Below are 19,214 nucleotides of genomic sequence, written 5' to 3'. Positions count from 1 at the left end.
CAACAGTGCGCGTTGTGTGTGCCACCGTGATTGTCTTGCAGCTTCAAGCTTGTAGCTTGGAGCTGTCGTGTAAGAGGTTTTGAAGATGGGCGAACGTCTGAATAACGACTTCCAATTCATCGAGGTCGGGCGCAAGGATCCGAAGAAGAAACTGTTGCGTCAGCGCAAGAAAGAGTTCGTGGAAATCTACGAACCCTTCAAACCCCAGCAGTCGGCCGACCAGGCCCACCGCTGCCTGGGTTGCGGTAACCCGTATTGCGAATGGAAGTGCCCGGTGCACAACTTCATTCCCAACTGGCTGAAGCTGGTGGCCGAGGGCAACATCCTCCAGGCCGCCGAGTTGTCGCACCAGACCAACACCCTGCCTGAAGTCTGCGGCCGGGTGTGCCCGCAGGACCGTCTGTGCGAGGGTGCCTGCACGCTCAACGACGGTTTCGGCGCGGTGACCATCGGTTCGGTGGAGAAGTACATCACCGACACCGCCTTCGCCATGGGCTGGCGCCCGGACATGTCCAAGGTCAAACCGACCGGCAAGCGTGTCGCGATCATCGGTGCCGGGCCTGCTGGCCTGGGCTGTGCCGATGTACTGGTGCGCGGCGGCGTGACCCCGGTGGTGTTCGACAAGAACCCGGAAATCGGCGGTCTGCTGACCTTCGGCATCCCTGAGTTCAAGCTCGAGAAGACTGTGCTGAGCAATCGTCGCGAAGTCTTCACCGGCATGGGCATCGAGTTCCGCCTCAACACCGAGGTGGGCAAGGACGTGACCATGGAGCAATTGCTCGCCGAATACGATGCCGTGTTCATGGGCATGGGCACCTACACCTACATGAAGGGCGGTTTTGCCGGCGAGGACCTGCCGGGCGTGTATGACGCCCTGGACTTCCTGATCGCCAACGTCAACCGCAACCTGGGCTTTGAAAAGTCGCCGGAAGATTTCGTCGACATGAAAGGCAAGAAGGTCGTGGTACTGGGCGGCGGCGACACGGCGATGGACTGCAATCGTACGTCGATTCGCCAGGGCGCCAAGTCGGTGACCTGTGCTTATCGTCGTGACGAAGCGAACATGCCGGGCTCGCGCAAAGAGGTGAAGAACGCCAAGGAAGAAGGCGTGAAATTCCTCTACAACCGCCAGCCGATCGCCATCGTTGGCGAAGACAAGGTCGAAGGTGTGAAGGTGGTCGAGACCCGTCTCGGCGAGCCGGACGCCCGTGGCCGTCGCAGCCCCGAGCCGATTCCGGGCTCCGAAGAGATCATCCCGGCCGACGCCGTGGTCATCGCCTTCGGTTTCCGTCCGAGCCCGGCACCGTGGTTCGAGCAGTTCGAGATCCAGACCGACAGCCAGGGCCGCGTCGTGGCACCGGAGCAGGGGCAGTACAAGCACCAGACCAGCAACCCGAAAATCTTCGCCGGTGGCGACATGGTGCGCGGGTCCGACCTGGTGGTGACGGCGATCTTCGAAGGCCGCAATGCGGCGGAAGGGATCCTGGATTATCTGGGCGTCTGACCCCGGACCCAGAGTGAAATGCTGTAACCCCCTGTGGGAGCGAGCCTGCTCGCGAAAGCGGTCTGTCAGCCAACTTCAAGGTTGGATGTGCCGGCCTCTTCGCGAGCAGGCTCGCTCCCACAGTCGTTTTGTAGTGAGGCAAATACTGCATCCACCGCGACAATTTGACTCGATAGACAAAAGGCTGACCTGCATCCGTGCCTTTTCCCTCGCGCTCTGAGAAAATGCCCTCACTTTTTTTCCGGATGCCGACATGACTGCCCTGAAGAACGACCGTTTCCTGCGCGCCCTGCTCAAGCAACCCGTAGACGTCACCCCCGTGTGGATGATGCGTCAGGCCGGTCGCTACCTGCCTGAATACCGCGCCAGCCGTGCCAAGGCCGGCGATTTCATGAGCCTGTGCATGAACCCGGCGTTCGCTTGCGAAGTCACGCTGCAGCCGCTCGACCGCTATCCGCAACTGGACGCAGCGATCCTCTTCTCCGACATCCTGACCATCCCCGATGCCATGGGCCAGGGTCTGTATTTCGAGACCGGCGAAGGTCCGCGCTTCAAGAAAGTCGTCAGCACCCTGGCTGACATCGAAGCCCTGCCGATTCCTGATGCACAGAAAGACCTGGGCTACGTGATGGACGCGGTCAGCACCATCCGCCGCGAACTGAATGGCCGTGTGCCGCTGATCGGTTTCTCCGGCAGCCCGTGGACCCTGGCCACCTACATGGTCGAAGGCGGCTCGTCGAAAGACTACCGCAAGACCAAAACCATGCTCTACGACAACCCGCAGGCCCTGCACCTGCTGCTGGACAAGCTCGCCCAGACCGTCACCAGCTACCTCAACGGCCAGATCCTGGCTGGTGCGCAAGCGGTGCAGATCTTCGACAGTTGGGGCGGCAGCCTGTCGGCGGCGGCGTACCAGGAGTTCTCCCTGGCCTACATGAAGAAAATCGTCAGCGGCCTGATCCGCGAGCACGAAGGCCGCAAGGTGCCGGTGATCCTGTTCACCAAGAGCGGCGGCCTGTGGCTGGAAAGCCTCGCCGACGCCGGTGCCGATGCACTGGGCCTGGACTGGACCTGCGACATCGGCAGCGCCCGTGCCCGTGTCGGCGACAAGGTCGCACTGCAAGGCAACATGGACCCGGCCGTGCTTCACGCCAAACCGGAAGCCATCCGCGCGGAGGTCGGGCGTATTCTGGCCAGCTACGGCAAGGGCAGCGGCCACGTGTTCAACCTCGGCCACGGCATCACGCCGGAAGTCGACCCGGAACACGCCGGTGCATTCCTGCGGGCCGTGCATGAATTGTCGGCGCAGTATCACCAGTGATCGCTGCTCAATAAAAAAACCGGTTTTTCTGTGGGAGCGAGCTTGCTCGCGATAGCGGCATATCAGTCAACAGTGATGTTGAATGTGAAGCCCTCATCGCGAGCAAGCTCGCTCCCACAGTGGTTTGTGGCTGGCGGAAAAAGGCTTGTCTCAGGCCTTTACACCACCTAAAGGCGGCAACTTCGCCAGTTTCAACGCGGTCAGCAGCGCAATCACCAGCAGCGTGCCGATGAACAGCCCGATCCCGTTCCACCCGGCCAGGTGCCAGAACACGCCCCCCGTCGTACCCGCAATACTGGATCCGGCGTAGTAGCTGAACAGGTACAGCGAGGATGCCTGCCCCTTGGCCTTGGTGGCGCGGCGGCCGATCCAGCTGCTGGCCACCGAATGGGCGCCGAAGAAGCCGAAGGTGAACACCAGCATGCCGATGATCACCAGCGGTAGCGGCGTGAACATCGTCAGGGCCAGGCCGGCGATCATCAGTGCAATGGTGCTCCAGAGCATTTTGCGCCGACCGAGCTTGTCGGCCAGGGCGCCGATTTTCGCCGAGCTGTAGATGCCCGACAGGTACACCACCGAGAGCAAGCCGACGAAGGCCTGTTCCATGTGGTACGGCTCGGCCAGCAGGCGATAGCCGATGTAGTTGAACAGCGTGACGAACGCGCCCATCAACACGAAGGCTTCAAGAAACAGCAGCGGCAGGCCGGCGTCGCGAAAGTGCATGGTGAAACCGTCGAGCAGGCTGCGCGGGTGCAGCGAGCGGGAGCGGAAGTTGCGCGATTGCGGGAGGATTTTCCAGAACACCGCCGCGGCAATCAGCGCCAGGCCGCCGATCACCAGCATCGCCGTGTGCCAGCTGACGAAGTCGATCAATACCCCGGTGATCAAGCGCCCGCTCATCCCGCCAATCGCGTTGCCAGCGATGTACAACCCCATGGCGAGGCCGATGTGCTGTGGGTGGATCTCTTCGCTCAAGTAAGTCATCGCCACCGCGGCCAGACCGCTCAACGACAACCCGATCAACGCACGCATCAGCAGCACACCGTGCCAGCTCGGCATCATCGCACTGGCCATGGTGCACAGCGCAGCGGCGAACAGTGCTGCCACCATCACCGGTTTACGCCCGACGCGGTCGGAGACAGGGCCGGTGATCAGCAGGCCGAAAGCGAGCATGCCGGTGGCGATAGACAGGATCAGGCTGCTCTGCGCCGCGTTGATCGAGTACTCCTGAGACAGCAACGGCATCATCGGCTGCACGCAATAGAGCAAGGCGAACGTCGCGAAGCCGCCGCAGAACAACGCCAGCACCGTACGCATGAACGCCGGGGTGCCTTTTTCGATGTAGATCTCCGCCAGCTCAACGGCGATTGCGTCCGGCGCTGCGGTAGGAACTTCATGGGCGAGTGGAGCGACAGCAGTTTTCACGATGGACCTCGGAGGACGCAGCCGGTCAGGCAATGAAAAAAGCATATAGCTGGCTAATGATTCAATCCAATATATTGTTCGACCTGTTTGATAGCTTTCACGACCTAATGGGGTTTCCATGGAATTGCGTCATCTGCGCTACTTCATCGCCGTCGCCGAAGAACTGCACTTCGGCCGCGCCGCACAGGTGCTGGGGATCTCTCAGCCACCCTTGAGCCAGCAAATCCAGGCGCTGGAACAGGAAGTCGGCGCCCGGCTGTTCGAACGTACCAATCGTCGGGTCGAGCTGAGCGAGGCCGGTCGGCTGTTCCTGGAAGAGGCGCGGCTGGTGCTGGCGCAGGTCGACAAAGCGGCGGATGTCGCGCGACGGGCGCAGCTGGGTGAATTGGGCGAACTGAAGATTGGCTTCACCTCATCCGCCCCGTTCAACTCGACCATTCCCCAGGCGATTTTCGCTTTCCGTCAGCGCTTCCCGGCGGTGCATCTGAACCTGCGGGAAATGAGCAGCACCCAAGTGGCCGATGCGCTGGTGGACGAGTCGATCGAGGTCGGCATCATGCGCCCGCTCGGCTTGCCGGACTGCCTCAGCGTGGTCGAGCTGATGCGTGAACCGCTGGTCGCGGTGCTCAGCTCCAAGCACCCGTTGGTAGAGGGCAGCGAAGAGGGCTTGTTTCTGTCAGCCCTGGCCCTCGAACCTTTCGTGTTCTTCCCGCGCAGCTACGGCAGTGGCCTGTATGCGCAGCTGCTCAGCCTGGCCCGGGACGCTGGTTTCACTCCGCATTTTGCACAAGAGGCTGGCGAGGCGATGACCATCATCGGCCTGGTCGCTGCGGGGCTGGGCGTATCGGTAATGCCGGCGTCTTATCGGCGGATGCGTATTGACGGCGTGGTTTATCGACCGTTGCTCGATCCGGCGGCGGTGTCGGCGGTGTGGCTGGTGCAGCGCGAGGATCAGAAATCGGCAATGGCGAAGGCGTTTGTGGAGTTGTTGACGAGGAAGGTTGAGTCCATCGCGTGAAAAAACCTAATGGTGCCCTGTCAACCTGATCACCCCGTTTGGGGGCCTTGTTTTACTGGCGAGAGGAGTTTTTTGTATAAGTTGAATTGCTGGAACAGATAGCTCGCGAGTGTGATGAAGTACAGAGTGGATAAGGTGAAGTGATTTGGGCTGAACCAGTAATTTGTACTTTCGATTAGCAGGATGGATGAAACCAACGTTGCGAACAGCGCTGATGAAGTTGCAGGCAAGCTTGATGGCTTTGCGGATTTCAGCCGTTTGTATAGTGGATGTTGGCTTAGAGTCAACAGTAAAAGTATCGCCAATAACGCGGTTGTAGTGACAAGTGGGATTGCTATCGTGTCTTGGTCGGTCGGGTAGAAACCATTGGTGTAATTTGAAATGACCAGGTAATAGTTCATCGCACTGGAGATTACCAATGTCGTGAGGTACAACGCAGGATGGCTTGTATTGATCGTAATCATGGTGGCGGGTGTTCCGAGATATCGCTTGGGGTTATTGACCTTAGCGCGACGCTCGAATTCTGACTGTGGGTTGTTTCCGAAATGAAGTACACCGGTTTCCGAACGTGTCATTTCTTTGCAGTGGAATTGGGAGATCGCAGCCTGCGTCAATTCGACCACGTGTCGTAGGAAATTTCATGAGTCCTTCGCAACAACTGCCACCCTTTTGATTCGTAGCGTCTCGGTGTCGGCTCCACACTCTACTGGGCATTCAGCAATCGATCATGCTGGGGGAAATGGCGGTGAATCGGGTGTTGGATAACCTTGACCCACGTTAACGAGTCGCTTTACTGAAGATATTTCCTATCCACTTCAAAGCAATTTCCTCGCACTCGAAACGTCTCTTCTGTCAGCAACTTCTGATTTTCGGCCTACGTGATCTCAGCGGGATCTACGGTTGTTAGGATCCGGTGTTTCAAAGGTCCCCCCAGCGATGAACAGCTTTGCAGACGCGGAAGAGCAGCACTTCTTTTTGCGGTGACTCTTCGGCACTCGCAAATGGATTTGACTTGGATAGAGTACCGACGATGCCCCGGAAGTTGTCTGAGGAAAGTGATGAATCGCTCAAGCGCCAAGGGTTGATTCGGTCTAAAACATGGCCCTATGTCCTTCGTGTTTTGCCGCTCGAAGTGAAGGCATCCAGGCCCACTAAAGTAAAAACTGCCTTAGAGCGTGAGCAGGAACAAAAGGAAGAGATACGTCGATATGAAGCGCTTCAAATAGCCGAGCGTGCTCGACAGGATGAATTCCTTCGCCGATGTGATGAACGTGAAAAAGCCGAGCAACTGAAATCACCTCCCGTCCAGGACTGCACATTCGCCAAATCCACTAGTGTGGCTAAGGGGCAGGTCTGCCATCCCTACGGCGCTGCCCCATTTGAGGGCCTGGACAAATACGGCACCTACGCGGTGCTCAGCACCCGTGAGTCCATCACCTCGGCGGGTACACCGCTCCAACTGGTTGGTGGCTCAGCCTCGGCACTGACCCTGGCTGCGCGAGTCGGTGGCTCGTTGTCGCTGGGGTTGTCCGGTGGAGCGCTCAGCGCAGGCGTTGTGGCAGGCGGTATTGCAGGCACTGTCGCCATGCTCTGGCCCAATAACTTTGCCTCGGACACTGCGTTTTACAGTACCGAAGAATTTGCCAATCTGACTGTGGCCAACATCGGGGTACGGGTCAACGTCAAACACTTGCCCGGAGAATCGGTCAGCGCGTTTGGGGTATACACCGGTCACAACTCTGCGTGGCGAAGTGTCCCGGTGATTGCCGCCACTGCACGCGGTGATCAACTCGTCGCGGACTTGGGCGACGGCGTAGAGTTGATCTGGACACCTGCCGTCGATACCGACAGGGTGTTGGGCATTCCAGCGCTGGAAGGTGCTCCGCCATTAGGGGTTGCGTTTGTCTTTCCTGTAGCCGAACAGGCCGAGCAACGCTATGAACATCCGGCAAACCCAGCGGACTTTCGGGATGCCATTATCTGGTTCCCGGGGCAGCTGCAAATCCTGCCGCTCTATATCTCGCTCAACGTGCGTGGTGCGCCGGGTGTGGTGACAGGTGTGACGGGAAATTGGCTCGCCGGGGCAAGTGCCGGAGAGGGTTCGCCAGTCCCAACGCGAATTGCCGACCAGCTCAGAGGTCGTGAGTTTGCTAGTTTCGATGCGTTTAGGAAGGCGTTTTGGAAAGCCGTTGCTGCTGACTCAGAATTGAGCCGACAATTCAAACCACGCAATCTCGCGGATATGGCGAAGGGTTTTGCCCCTGCAGCACCTAAGAATGAGCATGCAGGTAAACGTATTTCCTTCGAGTTGCACCACGTTGAGCTTATTAAAGATGGAGGTGCTGTGTACGACGTTGATAATCTGCGAGCTGTTACATCAAAGCACCATATCAACATACACCGAGGGACGAAGTGATGAGGTTGAAGACCAACCTTGCGGATTACACGGAACAGGAATTCAAAGCGTTGATCAGAGCTATCGACGATTCGGGAAGTGAAGAGGAACGAGGTGCGTTAGTAGAACATTTCAACAAAGTCGTGCCTCACCCAGCAGGATCGGATCTTCTTTACTATCCAGAAGACGGTACCGATGACTCGCCTGAAGGCGTCGTGCAAATAATTCAGGCTTGGTGCTTGGCCAATGGTCTACCAGGCTTTAAACCGCGCTTCTGATTGTATTGCTGATCAGTTTGGCAATACACCGAGCGCCAAGTAATGACGGATGAAGTATCCGTCATGTCTGAAGCTTCACCACTCGTTGTGGGACATTTCCGAAATCCCTCTGAACGGCTACAGCGCCTTGCGACGTTGCCTGCAACTACTCCAGAATCCGCCGGCTTGTGCGCTCTGGGGGCCATCGCTAACTTGATCCGCGTCACTGATGGTCAGTGATCGGGTTTAGCAGCCCGTCTCGAAGTAAAGCGCATTTGTGCTCCCGATAGGCAGGTATGTCCATACCTGCCCTTGACGGTAGCTGTGCGCAGGGCGCCTTCGGGCGCGCCGGTTTGTGCTTCGTCCGGTCTGCTAACCTGCGTACAGCTGCCACCCTTCTGATTCTTAGCGACTCGGTGTCGGCTCCACTTTTCCGGGCACTGAATCATGGCCAAAAAAGCAAAAAATCCGCCGGACACTTCACGCCAACCCAGCAATATCTTCGTCATCGCTCCCGATATCGACAACCACACCCTGCTGGAATACGCCTGTGTGTCGTTGGCCTCGGCCAATGTCATGGCGAGCGACTTCGCGAGGAGTTTGAGCGGGTCGCAGAGCGTCACTCTGCTGGGCATTCAGCAATCGATCATGCTGGGGGAAATGGCGGTGAATCGGGTGCTGGATAACCTCGACCCACCGTGATCGTCCGGGGGAAACGAGAACCCCTGTGGGAGCGAGCCTGCTCGCGAAAAACGTTCAAGCAACGTGGTCATTCAGGCAGCCCGCGTTATCGTTGACGACCATCGCGAGCAGGCTCGCTCCCACAGGAGGGGATGTGGTTTCGGTCAGGACCAGCGCTTGAAAATCAGCGACGTGTTCACCCCGCCAAACGCGAAGTTGTTGTTCATCACGTACTGGTTGCTCATCTGCCGAAACTCGCCGCGCAGGTAATCGAGCTTGCCGCAATGCGGGTCGACTTCGTCGAGGTTGAATGTGTGTGCGTAGAGGTCGCGGTTCATCATTTCGATGCTGAACCACGATTCCAGCGCACCACAGGCGCCGAGGGTGTGGCCGAGGAAGCTTTTCTGCGAGCTGATCGGCATGTGCTCGCCGAACAGGCTGCTGGTGGCCAGGGTTTCGGCGATGTCGCCCTGTTCGGTGGCGGTGCCGTGGCCGTTGACGTAGCCAATGTCCGACGGTTTCAGCCCGGCGTCTTCCAGGGCCAGTTCCATGGCCCGGCGCATGGTGATCTGCTCGGGACGGGTGGTGTGCTGGCCGTCGGCGTTGCTGCCGAAACCGACGATCTCGGCATGGATGCGTGCGCCGCGGGCCAGGGCATGTTCCAGTTCTTCGAGCACCAGCATGCCGCCGCCTTCGCCGATCACCAGGCCGTCCCGTGCGCTGTCGTAAGGGCGCGGGCTGCGTTGTGGGGTGTCGTTTTTCAGGCTGGTGGCGTAGAGCGCGTCGAAGACCATGGCTTCGGTCGGGCACAGTTCTTCGGCGCCACCGGCGAGCATCAGGGGCAGGCGGCCGAACTTGATCGCCTCGTAGGCATAGCCAATGCCCTGGCTGCCGCTGGTGCAGGCGCTGGAGGTCGGGATCAGGCGACCGGTGAGGCCGAAGAAGATACTGATGTTCGCTGCCGTGGTGTGCGGCATCATGCGCACGTAGGAGTTGGCGTTCAGGCCTTCGGCCATCGAGTTGAGCAGCATGTTGCCGAACGCCTTGATCTCGTCGGTGCTGCCGGTGGAGGAGCCGCAGGCGACGCCCATGCCCCCGTCCTTGATCGACTCGTCGCCCAACAGGCCGGCGTCGGCCAGGGCCATTTCCGCTGCACCTACCGCAAGCCTTGAAACCCGGCCCATGCTGCGCAGTTGCTTGCGGGTCCAGTGGCCGGGCACCTTGAAGTCATCGATGGGGCCGGCCAGGCGCGTGTTGAGTTCGGTGAAACGGTCCCATTCGTCCATCCGGCGGATGCCGCTGCGGTTGGCCGCGAAGTTGCCGGCGATGGTCTCCCAATCGCTGCCCAGCGAGGTAATGCCGGCCATGCCGGTGACGACGACGCGCTTCATCAGCACAGGCCTCCGTTGACGGCCAGAACCTGCCGGGTGATGTACGAGGCTTCCGCCGACATCAGGAAATTCACCGCGCCGGCCACCTCTTCAGGGGTGCCCATGCGTTGTGCGGGGATCATTTTCATCAGTTCTTCCACCGGCACGTTTTCATCGAGCATGGCTGTGTCGATCAGGCCGGGTGCGACACAGTTAACGGTGATTTTGCGCTTGCCCAGTTCGATCGCCAATGCCTTGGCCGCGCCGATCAGCCCGGCCTTGGAGGCGCTGTAGTTGACCTGGCCACGGTTGCCGATCAGGCCGGATACCGAGGTGATGCAGACAATTCGCCCGGCGGCGCGGCGACGAATCATCGGCATCATCACCGGGTGCAGCACGTTGTAGAAACCGTCGAGATTGGTGCGCATCACCCCATCCCAGTCTTCCTCGCTCAAGGCCGGAAAAGCACCGTCGCGGGTCAGGCCGGCATTGAGCACAACGCCGTAATAGGCGCCGTGGGTTTCGACGTCGGCTTCAAGCACTTCCTTGCAACGGGCGCGGTCGGCCACATCGAACTGCAGGATACGCGCACCACGGCCCAAGGCCTCGACTTCAGTCTTGACGGCTTCGGCGTCGGTGAGGCCGCTGCGGCAATGCAGCACGATGTCGTGCCCGGCCCGGGCCAGACGCAGGGCGATGGCGCGGCCGATGCCACGGCTGGAACCGGTGACCAGTACGGATTCAGTCATGACTGGACTCCTTCGGGTTCATGCAGATATTGAGCGGCCTGGGGTGGGCGATACACGTTCAGACGGGCGGTGGCGTGAATGTCGGGGGCGTTGATGTGGCACTCGAACACGCCCATGCCGTTGTCGTCTTCCAGTGAGCGAATGCCGTGGATGGTCAACTCGGCGCCGGCCGGGAAACTTTCGACGTTGCATTCGAATTTACGGCTGCCGAGCAGGAAGCCCAGTTCCACTTCATCCCCGCGCTGGCGCGCACGGCAACCGGCGAAGGCGGCCACCGTCTGGGCCATCAGTTCGATGCCGACCCAGGCGGGCAGGCTGCCGTCGGGGAGACTGAACAGGCCATCGGGCTTGACGGTCAGGCGGGTGTGAATCTGCTCTTCATCGAACGCCAGGATCTGATCGATAAGGATCATGTCGCCAGCGTGGGGCAGCAGTTCGGCGAGCGGCCAGTCAATCATGGGGCGTCTCCGATAATCAGGCTGACGTTATTGCCCCCGAAGGCGAAGGAATTGCTCATCAGGTAGCGGGGTGCAATGGACGTCAGGCGAGTGGCCGGGGTCACCCATTGCAGCGGCGGCAGTTCGGGGTCGGGCTGCCCGTCCCAGACATGCGGTGGCAGGGCATGTTCGCGATTGTCAGTGCTCAGGCTCAACCAGCAGAACGCCGCTTCCAATGCACCGGCGGCGCCAAGGGTGTGGCCGGTCATGGGTTTGCTCGAGGAACACAGCACGCCAGCCGGGAACAGCGTCGCCACGGCCTGGCTTTCCATGGCGTCGTTGTGTGGGGTGGCGGTGCCGTGCAGGTTCAGATAAGCGATCTGCTCCGGTTGCAGGTTGGCGCGGCCCAAGGCTTTGCGCATGGCTTGCAGGGCGCCGCGTCCCGTCGGCTCCGGGGCGGAAATGTGATGGGCATCGGAGCTGGCGCCGCAGCCGAGCAGGGCAATCGGTTGGCTGTCGCCTGCACCTTTGGTCATCAGGAACAGTACCGCCGCTTCGCCAATGTTGATGCCGTTGCGGTTCACCGAAAACGGATTGCAGCGCTGCTGCGAAACCGCTTCCAGCGCAGAGAAACCATTGAGGGTCAGCTTGCACAGGGTATCGACACCGCCACACAGCACAGCGTCGCAAATGCCCAGGTCCAACAGGCGCTGGGCGCTCATCAGGGCTCGGGCACTGGAAGTGCAAGCGGTGGAAATGACGTAGGCCGGCCCGCTCAATTGCAGCCACTCGGCGAGGAAGTTCGCCGGCGCACCGAGTTCCTGTTGCTGGTAGTCGTACTCGGCAGGGAACCGTTTTTCGCGCAGGTAATGCGCCAGGCCCTGGCTGGCTTCGTCGATACCCGAGGTGCTGGTACCCAGCACGACGCCGATGCGGTCGCGACCGTAGGCCTGGATTGCGCTGTCGATGTCCGCGCGGATTTGCAGCGTGGCTTCCAGCAACAACTGATTATTGCGACTGTGATGGCGCGACATCTCGACGGGAAGACTTGCCAGGTTGCCCTGGACCGCGCCGACCGGCAGCGTGCGTTGCGGCACCCACCCGGTCTGTTCGCGCATGCCGCCGCAGTCGCCGGCAAACAGCTTGCGGGCCACTTCCTGCTTGTCGCGGCCCAACGCGCAGACCAATCCGAGGGCATTGAGGTAAGCCGTCATGGCGTTTCACCGCTCAGGGGTGTGACTTGATAGGCCGGACCATTTGGAAGCTTCAATTCAAAATTCTGCGGTTGTGTGTAGCGAATGTCCCAGCGCTCGGGCAGGGACCGTTGTGTACCGTGCTGCCAGGCACCGGGATAGTTGTCCGCCAGTTCATCGTCCGGCGTCAGCGCAAACAGCAACGCCGCGAACAGCTCGCGGGCTTGCGGATTGGGTGGCAGGAAACCATCGGACTCCCAGGTTTTGTCGATCAACTTCTGGCGGGCCTTGGGAATGCCCAACAGGTCCATCATCGACCAGCGAATAGCCGATTCCTCACGCTGGATCACCAGTACCCAGTCCTGGCGATCGTCGGGCTGCAAGAGCTGGATGTGCAATTGCAGCGGCAACGGCAGATCCGGATTTTTCTCGGGCAGCGGCGCCCGGCTGGCGCAGGCGCTCAGCAGCAGGGCTGCGGCAAGAAACAGAAATCGCATGACACCCGTTAACCCTGTGGGAGCGAGCCTGCTCGCGAATGCGGACTGACATTCAACATTGATGTTGGCTGACAAGACGCCTTCGCGAGCAGGCTCGCTCCCACAGGTTGGGTGCGTCGAGCGGTTGGCAATGAACATCACACAGTCCCTTCAAACGGTTTGCGCGCCACCACATTGACCAGGGTCTCTTCCCGCTGGCCAAAGGGCTTTGGCTTGCACACACCCAGGTATTCAAGCAGGCCGAAATCCGTGGCGCGACTCCACCACAGATACGGATAAGACACGTTTTGCGCGGTAAATTCGAAACCCTGCCGGCGAATCATTTGCAGATACTGCGCCGCGCTTTTCTGCACGTGCATGGGGTGGCGGAACAACCAGCGGATCACCCAGGTATCAATGTAGGCCTCGGTGGATTCGGCGAACAGCAGATAACCGCCGGGCTTGAGCACGCGGTAGAACTCGGCCAGTGCCTGTTCCTGTTCCACCAGGTGATGGAAGGTCTGGTGACAGAACAGCAGGTCGATACTGGCGTCCGGCAGGTTGAGGCTGGCGCAGTCGCCGCCGAGCAACTCCACATCCATTGCCTGACGGAGCGCTTCTGCGCGGCTCTGCTCCAGGCTCTGGGGATCGGCATCGACGCCAATCAGGCGAGCGGGCGCAAAGGCCTGGCGCAGCAGCGCGAATGACTTGCCCTGGCCACAACCGGCATCCAGCAGAACCGGGCTGGTGGGCAGCGCTTCGCTGAACAGGTTGCGCAAATCGTCGATCGCCAACCGCAGCACATACTGTTGCCAGATCCAGCTGCGCAGGAACCACAAACCGAAACGGGTTTCTTCGACGTAGTTGTCGCTCAAGTGGTTCATGAGCCATCCCTTGCACAGAATTCCGATATCACTTTCAACCGGCGCCTGGCTTCACTGACGAACGGATTGTTTGAGTCCCAGGCATATCCGGCAAGGATGGAGCTGATCATCCCGCGAATTTCCGGCGAACTGCTTTCATGGAAGATCACATCCTGAAAGGTCCCGGCGTACCAGCCTTCGACGTAGCAACGGAACGTGTCGACGCCGCGCTTGAGGGGGGCAGCGAACTCGGTTTGCCAGTCGACGGCTTCGCCTTGCAGCTGGCGGTGCAACACGCCGGCGGCCATGCTCGCCGAACGCATGGCGATGGTCACGCCGGAGGAGAACACCGGATCGAGGAACTCCGCGGCATTGCCCAGCAGCGCGAAGCCCGGACCGTGCAGGGTCTTGACGTTGGCCGAGTACCCACCGATGGTTCGGGCTGCGGTGTCCCACTGCGCATTTTGCAACACGCTGGCCAGGCTTGGCGCCTCGGCGATAAAGCCGCGCAGGCACTCGTCCAGATTGTCGCTGCGGCCGGCGAAACGTTCCTCGGCGGCGACCACGCCGACCGAGCAGCGCCCATTGCTGAACGGTATGGTCCAGAACCACAGGTCGCGCTGGGTCGGATGCGTGGTCACGAGGATCTTGCTGCGGTCGAAGGCCGGGTGGTCGATACGGTCTTCGACGTGCGTGAACACGGCCTGGCGCACCGGGAAGTTCGACGGTGCCTCGAGGTCGAGCAAGCGCGGCAGCACGCGGCCGTAACCGCTCGCATCGAGCAGGAAATCAGCCTCGACACGGTACTCGCTGCCGTCTTCGCGGCGCACGCCGAGCTGCGGTTTTTCCGGGGCAGTGTCAACGCTGACGATGGTTTCGCCATAGCGGATCTCCACGCCTTGCAGCGTGGCCTGATCGGCCAGCAGCTTATCGAAGTCGGCGCGCTGGACCTGGAATGTCGTCGATTTGCCATGACTGAAGGTTTCGCTGAAATCGAAGGCGCTGTAGCGCTCGCCCCAGGCAAAGGCGGCACCGGTTTTCAGCTGGAAACCGGCGGCGTTGACGGCGTCGAGCATGCCCGCTTCTTCGACGAAATCCAGGCAGTGCGCCAGCAGGCTTTCACCGATGGAAAAGCGTGGAAAATGCTGACGCTCGATCACCAGTACATCGTGGCCCTTGCGCTTGAGCAACGCAGCGGCGATGGCGCCGGAAGGACCGGCACCGATGACCACGACCTGGCGGCATTCCATTTCAACGGTTGGCATGCGGGCTCCTTGCCGAAACAGTGGCTTTCAGGGGGATTCGGTGCATGCCGGCCAGGGCTGGCAGCAGGGTGGCGATCAGGCCCATCAGCATCAGGGCAAAGTACAGCGGCGGGCTGATGAGTTGCTGTTGCAGCAGCAGGTTGAGAAAAACGATTTCGCTCAAACCGCGGATGTTCAGCAGCACACTTTCCCGCCAGCGACTGGCGCCAGCGAACGAGGCACCGGCCCAGCCGAGGCCGAGCCAGTTACCCAGCAGTTTGCTCAGCATCGGCAACAATAGCAGGGCCAGCAGTTGCACCCAGCCGAGGCTGTCGATCGCGCTGTGTACGTTGATCTGCACGATGCCGAACGTAAGGATCAGCGGGATCGCGAAGTACGTCTGCAAGCGGCTCATCCACAGAGCCGGCAGCGGCAGGACCAGCGGTGCTTTCAGCGCGGCCATGATCAGCACATAACCGATGCCGAAGATCAGCGCATTGAGCTTGTAGTGCTCGGCGACCACCAGCAGGGCGAAAAAAAACAGGCTGTAAAGCCACGTCTGGCGCAAGCCGAGCAACCGCAACAGTACCGGCAGGCAGGCACCCGCCAGGGGCAGCAACAGACTGCTCAGGTGCAGGCTGCCCTGGGCGATGCCGAACAGGCTCCAGCAGGCAAGGTCGATGAGGATCGCGGTTTGCACCAGGCGCCGGGTGGCGGCGGGTGGGTAATCGATGTGCCGCAAGTACAGGTACAGCACTGGAATCGCGGTGATGGCGAACAACAGGCCGACGGCCAGCGAACTGATCCAGGGTTGCGGCGGCAACAACCAGACGGCCGTGGCCAGGCCGCAGGCGAACGGAATGAAAAAGCTGGGCAGGGCGATTTTCAGGCTCCGGCGATCCAGTTGCAGGTCGATCACATCACTGAGGATGTAACCCAGCAACAGGGCAAAGCTCAGGCTGTAGAGGTTTTTCAGCCAGCCTGGCGACACCAGCAGCGCACCGCTCAATTGCCATTGGGGCTCGATCCAGACATACATCAACAGCGGCAAGCCAAGGGTCGCCAGCAGCAACTGACTGACGATGGGAATCAGGCCGAAATGCCGGCCGACGCGGGTCGCCACGGCGAACAAGACCAGCGCCATCGCCCAGAACAGCACGACCATCATGACGCACGCTCCATGGCCGTCGCCCCATGGGCCTGTCGACCGGCCCAAGGCGCGAGCAGGAAACTGAAGATCAGGCCCAGGCTCACCGACAGTCCGAAGTTGCTCACCGCCGGGGTGCTCGACACCGCCAGCAGGCCGAACGACAGCCAGGTGGTCAAGGCCGCCAGCAGGGTACCCAGCAGGCTCACGGCCGCACCGCCGACCTGTTCGCGCATCAGGATCGCGTAATCGACGCTGATCGCCGTCACCAGCAACAGGCCGAACAGACTGAACAGGGTCAACGGCTGCCCGAGCCAGCCGAGGCTGGCCAGGCTGCACAAGGCCGCCAGCAGCGGCAGGGATACGATACGCAACGCACCGCCGAGGCCGAACGGCAGGGTCAGCACCAGCACGATCAGCACGCAGGAGGCGAGCTTCAGTTCGGCGGCACTGATTTGGGTGGCGGCGAAGACATTGTTCAATTCGCCCAGTCGATCCACCAGTGTCACGCCGGGTAGATCCTCACCTTGAAGCCGCAGCAGGGCCGGGTTGTTGATGCCTTGCAGGCTGACCATTGCCGCCACGCCGTCATCGGTCGGCCCCAGCCACAGGGCCCGGTAAGGCTCTGCCAGGGGGCCGCTGAGCGCGGTGTCGATGTCGAGGGTCGGCAAGGCCTGTAGCTTCGTCAGCTCGGCTTGCAGCGCCTCGGCCGGTACGCCGATGTCGAGCAACGGCTGCCAGAACGAAGGCAGTTTGTTCAGCGCTTCGCGAACCTGTTGCTGTTCGCTGGGCGGGCTGACCAGTTGATTGAGCGACAGGTAACCCTGGAGTTTTTCCAGACCGATCAGTTGATCCAGTCGTTCGTTCAGGGCGGTCTGGCGATCGAGCAGTTGCTGCTGGTTGGCGGCGCGTATCAGGAAGAACTGGCTGGTGGGTTGATAGCCGGTGATCCGGGCAATGGTGCGAGCTTCGTCGGTCAATTGTTGCGGCGCACTGATCCACTGGCGGATGTCGTTTTTGCTGTTCAGCTGCAACAGGCCGCCCACGCAAAAGGCGATCAGCAGTGCCAGCAGGACCGGTGTTTTCAGCTGTTTGAGCAGCGCATCGCGACAGCCCAGCAAAAGCTCGGACACCTGTAATGGCCATTGCGCCGGGCGCAGCTCTACACCCTTGAGCAAGGCCGGCAACAGGCACACGGCGCAGAGATAGGCACCAAGCAGACCGGCGGCAGAGAACGCGGCAATCTGGGTCAGTGCCGGGAAGGGTGTCCAGGCCAGGGCCAGGTAACCGATGCCGCTGGTGATCAGGCTCAGGGTCAACCCGGGCAAGGTCATGCGCAGGGCGGGCCAACTGTGCCAGGGCTTGAGGCTCCAACTCTTGGACAGGTAGTGCAGTGGGTAGTCGACCGCGACACCGATCAGGCTCGAGCCAAGTACCAGCGTCATCACGTGCATATGGCCGAACAACGCCACGCAGGCCACCGCTCCGAAGAGCATCCCGACCAGCACCGGTACGAACGCCAGCAAGACACGCCAGCGCCGGAAGGCCAACAGCAGCAGCAACAGGATCCCGACGGTGGCACCGCCGCCGACCCAGGTGATTTCCCGGCTGGCTTGTTGTTGCCCGTTGGCCGCGTACAGCAAGCCGCTGGCGGCGAGCAGTTGCACGTCGCGACGGGCGGCTTCTTCGCGGCTGTGCTTGAGCAGGTCGGCCACTTGCAGCGGCAGATTCATGTCGAAGGCGTTGCCGGTGGTGCGCGCGCGCATCAGCACCCAGCTCTTGCCATCGGCATCGGCGACCAAGGCGCCGCTGCCGATGTCCAGTTGCACCGAACCGCGTTGTGGCTGGCTGTTCTGGATGCGCCCGGTCAGGCCCAGCCAGTCCTCCTGGCTCGGCACCAGGCTGTAACCGTTGAACGGGTCGAACAACGCTTGCACGCGCTGCTGGATAAAGGTGTCGGGGTGCTCGATCAGCAGTTGTCGGTCCGTCGCCTGGAGCATCGCCAGGCGACCGTGCAGCAATTGCGTGCGCAGCGCCGGCAAGTCGGCTTGCAAGGTCCACTGGACCTTTTCGAACAATCCGCTGGCCTGCCATTGTTCGCCGAGGGTTTGCGCCATGGCGACGGCCTGCTGGCGATCGGTGTGGCCGACCAGCACCAGCATTTCGCGATTCAGTGGCTCTTGCATGCGTTGTTCGGCGCGCAGTTCCAGGGCATCGGGTGTCGTGCCGGGTGCCAGTTCCATGAGATTGGCCGACAGTGGCGCGCCATCACGCCATTGCCAGCCGGCGAGCGCCAGCACTGCCAGCAGCAGGACCAGAAACAGCCGTGGCAACCACCGTTCACTCGGCAAAGTCATGCTGCTCCGTGTCACTCAACGGTTGCGCGCCGGTGCTGTCCTGCATGCGCAACAACGTACTGTCGCCCTGGGTTTCGAGCAGTTCGATGCTGTGCACCAGTTCTGCGCCGGTAATGTTGATCTGGCTGAACACCTGCTTGAGCAGCATCGAGCGCGGTACCAGCGTGAGCTTCCAGTTCTGCGCATCGCCGCTCAGGGACAGCTCGAAGTCCCGTTGCAGGCCACTGCTGTCTCCTTGCAGCACGGCCAGGAACAAACGGTTCTGCTCGGCACCGGCGCTTTTGCCCGGCAGCATCTGCCAGACACTGCCGTCTCGCCGGGCAATGCCCTTGGCGGTGATGCGATAGTCCTGTTGCAGTGGCGATTTGAGCAGCCATAACAGGCCGTGGTTCTTCGCCAGGACGAACGTGCCCTTGCTGGTCAGCGGCTGGGGCAGGGCACGCAGGTGTTTTTCCTGGATGAAGTTGCCGTGGATCACCTCGGGCCGGGCCAGTTGATCGCTGAGCTGTTGCAGGTCGAAGGCATGGGCCAGTCCAGGAATACCCAGTAACACGCATAACACTGTAGGAGCGAGCATGCTCGCGATGCGCGCAAGGACACCGCGGGGCGTCTGATCTCCCGCGTTATCGTTGACGACCATCGCGAGCGTGCTCGCTCCTACGGCTTCGGTGAACACTTTGGGCCGGGCTGTAGGAGCGAGCATGCTCGCGATGCACGCAAGGACACCGCGGGGCGTCTGATCTCCCGCGTTATCGTTGACGACCATCGCGAGCGTGC

The 19,214-nt window shown here is 60.9% G+C and carries 18 protein-coding genes; 6 read left to right on the top strand and 12 right to left on the bottom strand.

Going from position 1 to position 19,214, the window contains the following annotated elements:
- Positions 1-85 precede the first annotated feature (85 nt).
- Together CAG47_RS13880 and hemE are read left to right on the top strand one after the other, a co-directional pair.
- Positions 86-1,504: an FAD-dependent oxidoreductase gene (locus CAG47_RS13880; RefSeq protein ID WP_085725430.1), complete on the top strand. Its 1,419-nt coding sequence runs from the start codon at positions 86-88 to the stop codon at positions 1,502-1,504.
- A gap of 253 nt (positions 1,505-1,757) precedes the next feature.
- Complete coding sequence (gene hemE / locus CAG47_RS13875; protein WP_085725429.1) at positions 1,758-2,825, top strand: uroporphyrinogen decarboxylase; 1,068 nt, start codon at positions 1,758-1,760, stop codon at positions 2,823-2,825.
- Between the two features lie 150 nt (positions 2,826-2,975).
- On the opposite strand, the gene CAG47_RS13870 is transcribed toward hemE, so the two are convergent.
- Positions 2,976-4,250 (bottom strand): MFS transporter, encoded by a 1,275-nt coding sequence (locus CAG47_RS13870; protein ID WP_177408986.1) that lies wholly within the window; start codon positions 4,248-4,250, stop codon positions 2,976-2,978.
- Positions 4,251-4,368: 118 nt separating this feature from the next.
- Here CAG47_RS13870 and CAG47_RS13865 point away from each other — a divergent pair, with 118 nt between their 5' ends.
- Positions 4,369-5,268: a LysR family transcriptional regulator gene (locus CAG47_RS13865; protein WP_085725427.1), complete on the top strand. Its 900-nt coding sequence runs from the start codon at positions 4,369-4,371 to the stop codon at positions 5,266-5,268.
- 29 nt (positions 5,269-5,297) lie between these two features.
- On the opposite strand, the gene CAG47_RS13860 is transcribed toward CAG47_RS13865, so the two are convergent.
- Entirely contained in the window at positions 5,298-5,891 is a 594-nt protein-coding gene (locus CAG47_RS13860) for a hypothetical protein (RefSeq protein ID WP_085725426.1), read from the bottom strand.
- A gap of 407 nt (positions 5,892-6,298) precedes the next feature.
- On the opposite strand from CAG47_RS13860, the gene CAG47_RS13855 reads away from it, so the two are divergent.
- From CAG47_RS13855 to CAG47_RS13845, 3 genes are all read left to right on the top strand, one after another.
- Positions 6,299-7,684, top strand: coding sequence for an S-type pyocin domain-containing protein (locus tag CAG47_RS13855; RefSeq protein ID WP_085725425.1), 1,386 nt, complete (start codon positions 6,299-6,301; stop codon positions 7,682-7,684).
- Complete coding sequence (locus tag CAG47_RS13850; RefSeq protein ID WP_085725424.1) at positions 7,684-7,941, top strand: bacteriocin immunity protein; 258 nt, start codon at positions 7,684-7,686, stop codon at positions 7,939-7,941. Before CAG47_RS13855 ends, CAG47_RS13850 begins: the two co-directional genes overlap by 1 nt.
- A gap of 426 nt (positions 7,942-8,367) precedes the next feature.
- Complete coding sequence (locus tag CAG47_RS13845; RefSeq protein ID WP_085725423.1) at positions 8,368-8,622, top strand: DUF6124 family protein; 255 nt, start codon at positions 8,368-8,370, stop codon at positions 8,620-8,622.
- Positions 8,623-8,765: 143 nt separating this feature from the next.
- Here CAG47_RS13845 and CAG47_RS13840 read toward each other — a convergent pair whose 3' ends face one another.
- Genes CAG47_RS13840 through CAG47_RS13790 form a run of 10 tightly spaced genes read right to left on the bottom strand, consistent with a single transcriptional unit; the run spans position 8,766 to position 19,140 of the window.
- Positions 8,766-9,992 (bottom strand): beta-ketoacyl-ACP synthase, encoded by a 1,227-nt coding sequence (locus CAG47_RS13840; RefSeq protein WP_085725422.1) that lies wholly within the window; start codon positions 9,990-9,992, stop codon positions 8,766-8,768.
- Complete coding sequence (gene fabG / locus CAG47_RS13835; RefSeq protein ID WP_085725421.1) at positions 9,992-10,720, bottom strand: 3-oxoacyl-ACP reductase FabG; 729 nt, start codon at positions 10,718-10,720, stop codon at positions 9,992-9,994. Before fabG ends, CAG47_RS13840 begins: the two co-directional genes overlap by 1 nt.
- The gene (locus tag CAG47_RS13830) at positions 10,717-11,178 is read right to left on the bottom strand and encodes a hotdog family protein (RefSeq protein WP_085725420.1); all 462 of its coding nucleotides are present in this window, start codon (positions 11,176-11,178) and stop codon (positions 10,717-10,719) included. The genes fabG and CAG47_RS13830 overlap by 4 nt, the downstream gene beginning before the upstream one ends.
- Positions 11,175-12,371, bottom strand: coding sequence for a beta-ketoacyl-[acyl-carrier-protein] synthase family protein (locus CAG47_RS13825; protein WP_085725419.1), 1,197 nt, complete (start codon positions 12,369-12,371; stop codon positions 11,175-11,177). Before CAG47_RS13825 ends, CAG47_RS13830 begins: the two co-directional genes overlap by 4 nt.
- Positions 12,368-12,985, bottom strand: coding sequence for a hypothetical protein (locus CAG47_RS13820; RefSeq protein WP_256577425.1), 618 nt, complete (start codon positions 12,983-12,985; stop codon positions 12,368-12,370). Before CAG47_RS13820 ends, CAG47_RS13825 begins: the two co-directional genes overlap by 4 nt.
- On the bottom strand, positions 12,985-13,710 hold the full coding sequence (locus tag CAG47_RS13810) for a class I SAM-dependent methyltransferase (RefSeq protein ID WP_085725417.1): 726 nt from the start codon (positions 13,708-13,710) through the stop codon (positions 12,985-12,987). Before CAG47_RS13810 ends, CAG47_RS13820 begins: the two co-directional genes overlap by 1 nt.
- Entirely contained in the window at positions 13,707-14,954 is a 1,248-nt protein-coding gene (locus CAG47_RS13805) for an NAD(P)/FAD-dependent oxidoreductase (protein WP_085725416.1), read from the bottom strand. The genes CAG47_RS13810 and CAG47_RS13805 overlap by 4 nt, the downstream gene beginning before the upstream one ends.
- Positions 14,941-16,101 carry a sodium:proton antiporter gene (locus CAG47_RS13800; protein WP_085725415.1) on the bottom strand — a complete coding sequence of 387 codons (1,161 nt, stop codon included), beginning with the start codon at positions 16,099-16,101 and terminating at the stop codon, positions 14,941-14,943. The genes CAG47_RS13805 and CAG47_RS13800 overlap by 14 nt, the downstream gene beginning before the upstream one ends.
- Entirely contained in the window at positions 16,098-18,437 is a 2,340-nt protein-coding gene (locus CAG47_RS13795; RefSeq protein ID WP_085725414.1) for an MMPL family transporter, read from the bottom strand. The genes CAG47_RS13800 and CAG47_RS13795 overlap by 4 nt, the downstream gene beginning before the upstream one ends.
- Positions 18,421-19,140: an outer membrane lipoprotein carrier protein LolA gene (locus tag CAG47_RS13790; protein ID WP_085725573.1), complete on the bottom strand. Its 720-nt coding sequence runs from the start codon at positions 19,138-19,140 to the stop codon at positions 18,421-18,423. Before CAG47_RS13790 ends, CAG47_RS13795 begins: the two co-directional genes overlap by 17 nt.
- Between the last annotated feature and the right edge of the window lie 74 nt (positions 19,141-19,214).

The organism is Pseudomonas sp. R37(2017) (assembly GCF_002113375.1).
Lineage (GTDB): Bacteria > Pseudomonadota > Gammaproteobacteria > Pseudomonadales > Pseudomonadaceae > Aquipseudomonas.
This window is presented reverse-complemented; position numbering and strand designations above follow the sequence as displayed.

What these genes read in the sequence shown, in the direction of transcription:
- CAG47_RS13880 (WP_085725430.1), top strand. Translation starts at nt 86, where the DNA reads ATGGGCGAACGTCTGAATAACGACTTCCAATTCATCGAGGTCGGGCGC.
- hemE (WP_085725429.1), top strand. Translation starts at nt 1,758, where the DNA reads ATGACTGCCCTGAAGAACGACCGTTTCCTGCGCGCCCTGCTCAAGCAA.
- CAG47_RS13865 (WP_085725427.1), top strand. Translation starts at nt 4,369, where the DNA reads ATGGAATTGCGTCATCTGCGCTACTTCATCGCCGTCGCCGAAGAACTG.
- CAG47_RS13855 (WP_085725425.1), top strand. Translation starts at nt 6,299, where the DNA reads ATGCCCCGGAAGTTGTCTGAGGAAAGTGATGAATCGCTCAAGCGCCAA.
- CAG47_RS13850 (WP_085725424.1), top strand. Translation starts at nt 7,684, where the DNA reads ATGAGGTTGAAGACCAACCTTGCGGATTACACGGAACAGGAATTCAAA.
- CAG47_RS13845 (WP_085725423.1), top strand. Translation starts at nt 8,368, where the DNA reads ATGGCCAAAAAAGCAAAAAATCCGCCGGACACTTCACGCCAACCCAGC.
- CAG47_RS13840 (WP_085725422.1), bottom strand. Translation starts at nt 9,992, where the DNA reads ATGAAGCGCGTCGTCGTCACCGGCATGGCCGGCATTACCTCGCTGGGC.
- fabG (WP_085725421.1), bottom strand. Translation starts at nt 10,720, where the DNA reads ATGACTGAATCCGTACTGGTCACCGGTTCCAGCCGTGGCATCGGCCGC.
- CAG47_RS13830 (WP_085725420.1), bottom strand. Translation starts at nt 11,178, where the DNA reads ATGATTGACTGGCCGCTCGCCGAACTGCTGCCCCACGCTGGCGACATG.
- CAG47_RS13825 (WP_085725419.1), bottom strand. Translation starts at nt 12,371, where the DNA reads ATGACGGCTTACCTCAATGCCCTCGGATTGGTCTGCGCGTTGGGCCGC.
- CAG47_RS13820 (WP_256577425.1), bottom strand. Translation starts at nt 12,985, where the DNA reads ATGTTCATTGCCAACCGCTCGACGCACCCAACCTGTGGGAGCGAGCCT.
- CAG47_RS13810 (WP_085725417.1), bottom strand. Translation starts at nt 13,710, where the DNA reads ATGAACCACTTGAGCGACAACTACGTCGAAGAAACCCGTTTCGGTTTG.
- CAG47_RS13805 (WP_085725416.1), bottom strand. Translation starts at nt 14,954, where the DNA reads ATGCCAACCGTTGAAATGGAATGCCGCCAGGTCGTGGTCATCGGTGCC.
- CAG47_RS13800 (WP_085725415.1), bottom strand. Translation starts at nt 16,101, where the DNA reads ATGATGGTCGTGCTGTTCTGGGCGATGGCGCTGGTCTTGTTCGCCGTG.
- CAG47_RS13795 (WP_085725414.1), bottom strand. Translation starts at nt 18,437, where the DNA reads ATGACTTTGCCGAGTGAACGGTGGTTGCCACGGCTGTTTCTGGTCCTG.
- CAG47_RS13790 (WP_085725573.1), bottom strand. Translation starts at nt 19,140, where the DNA reads ATGCTCGCTCCTACAGCCCGGCCCAAAGTGTTCACCGAAGCCGTAGGA.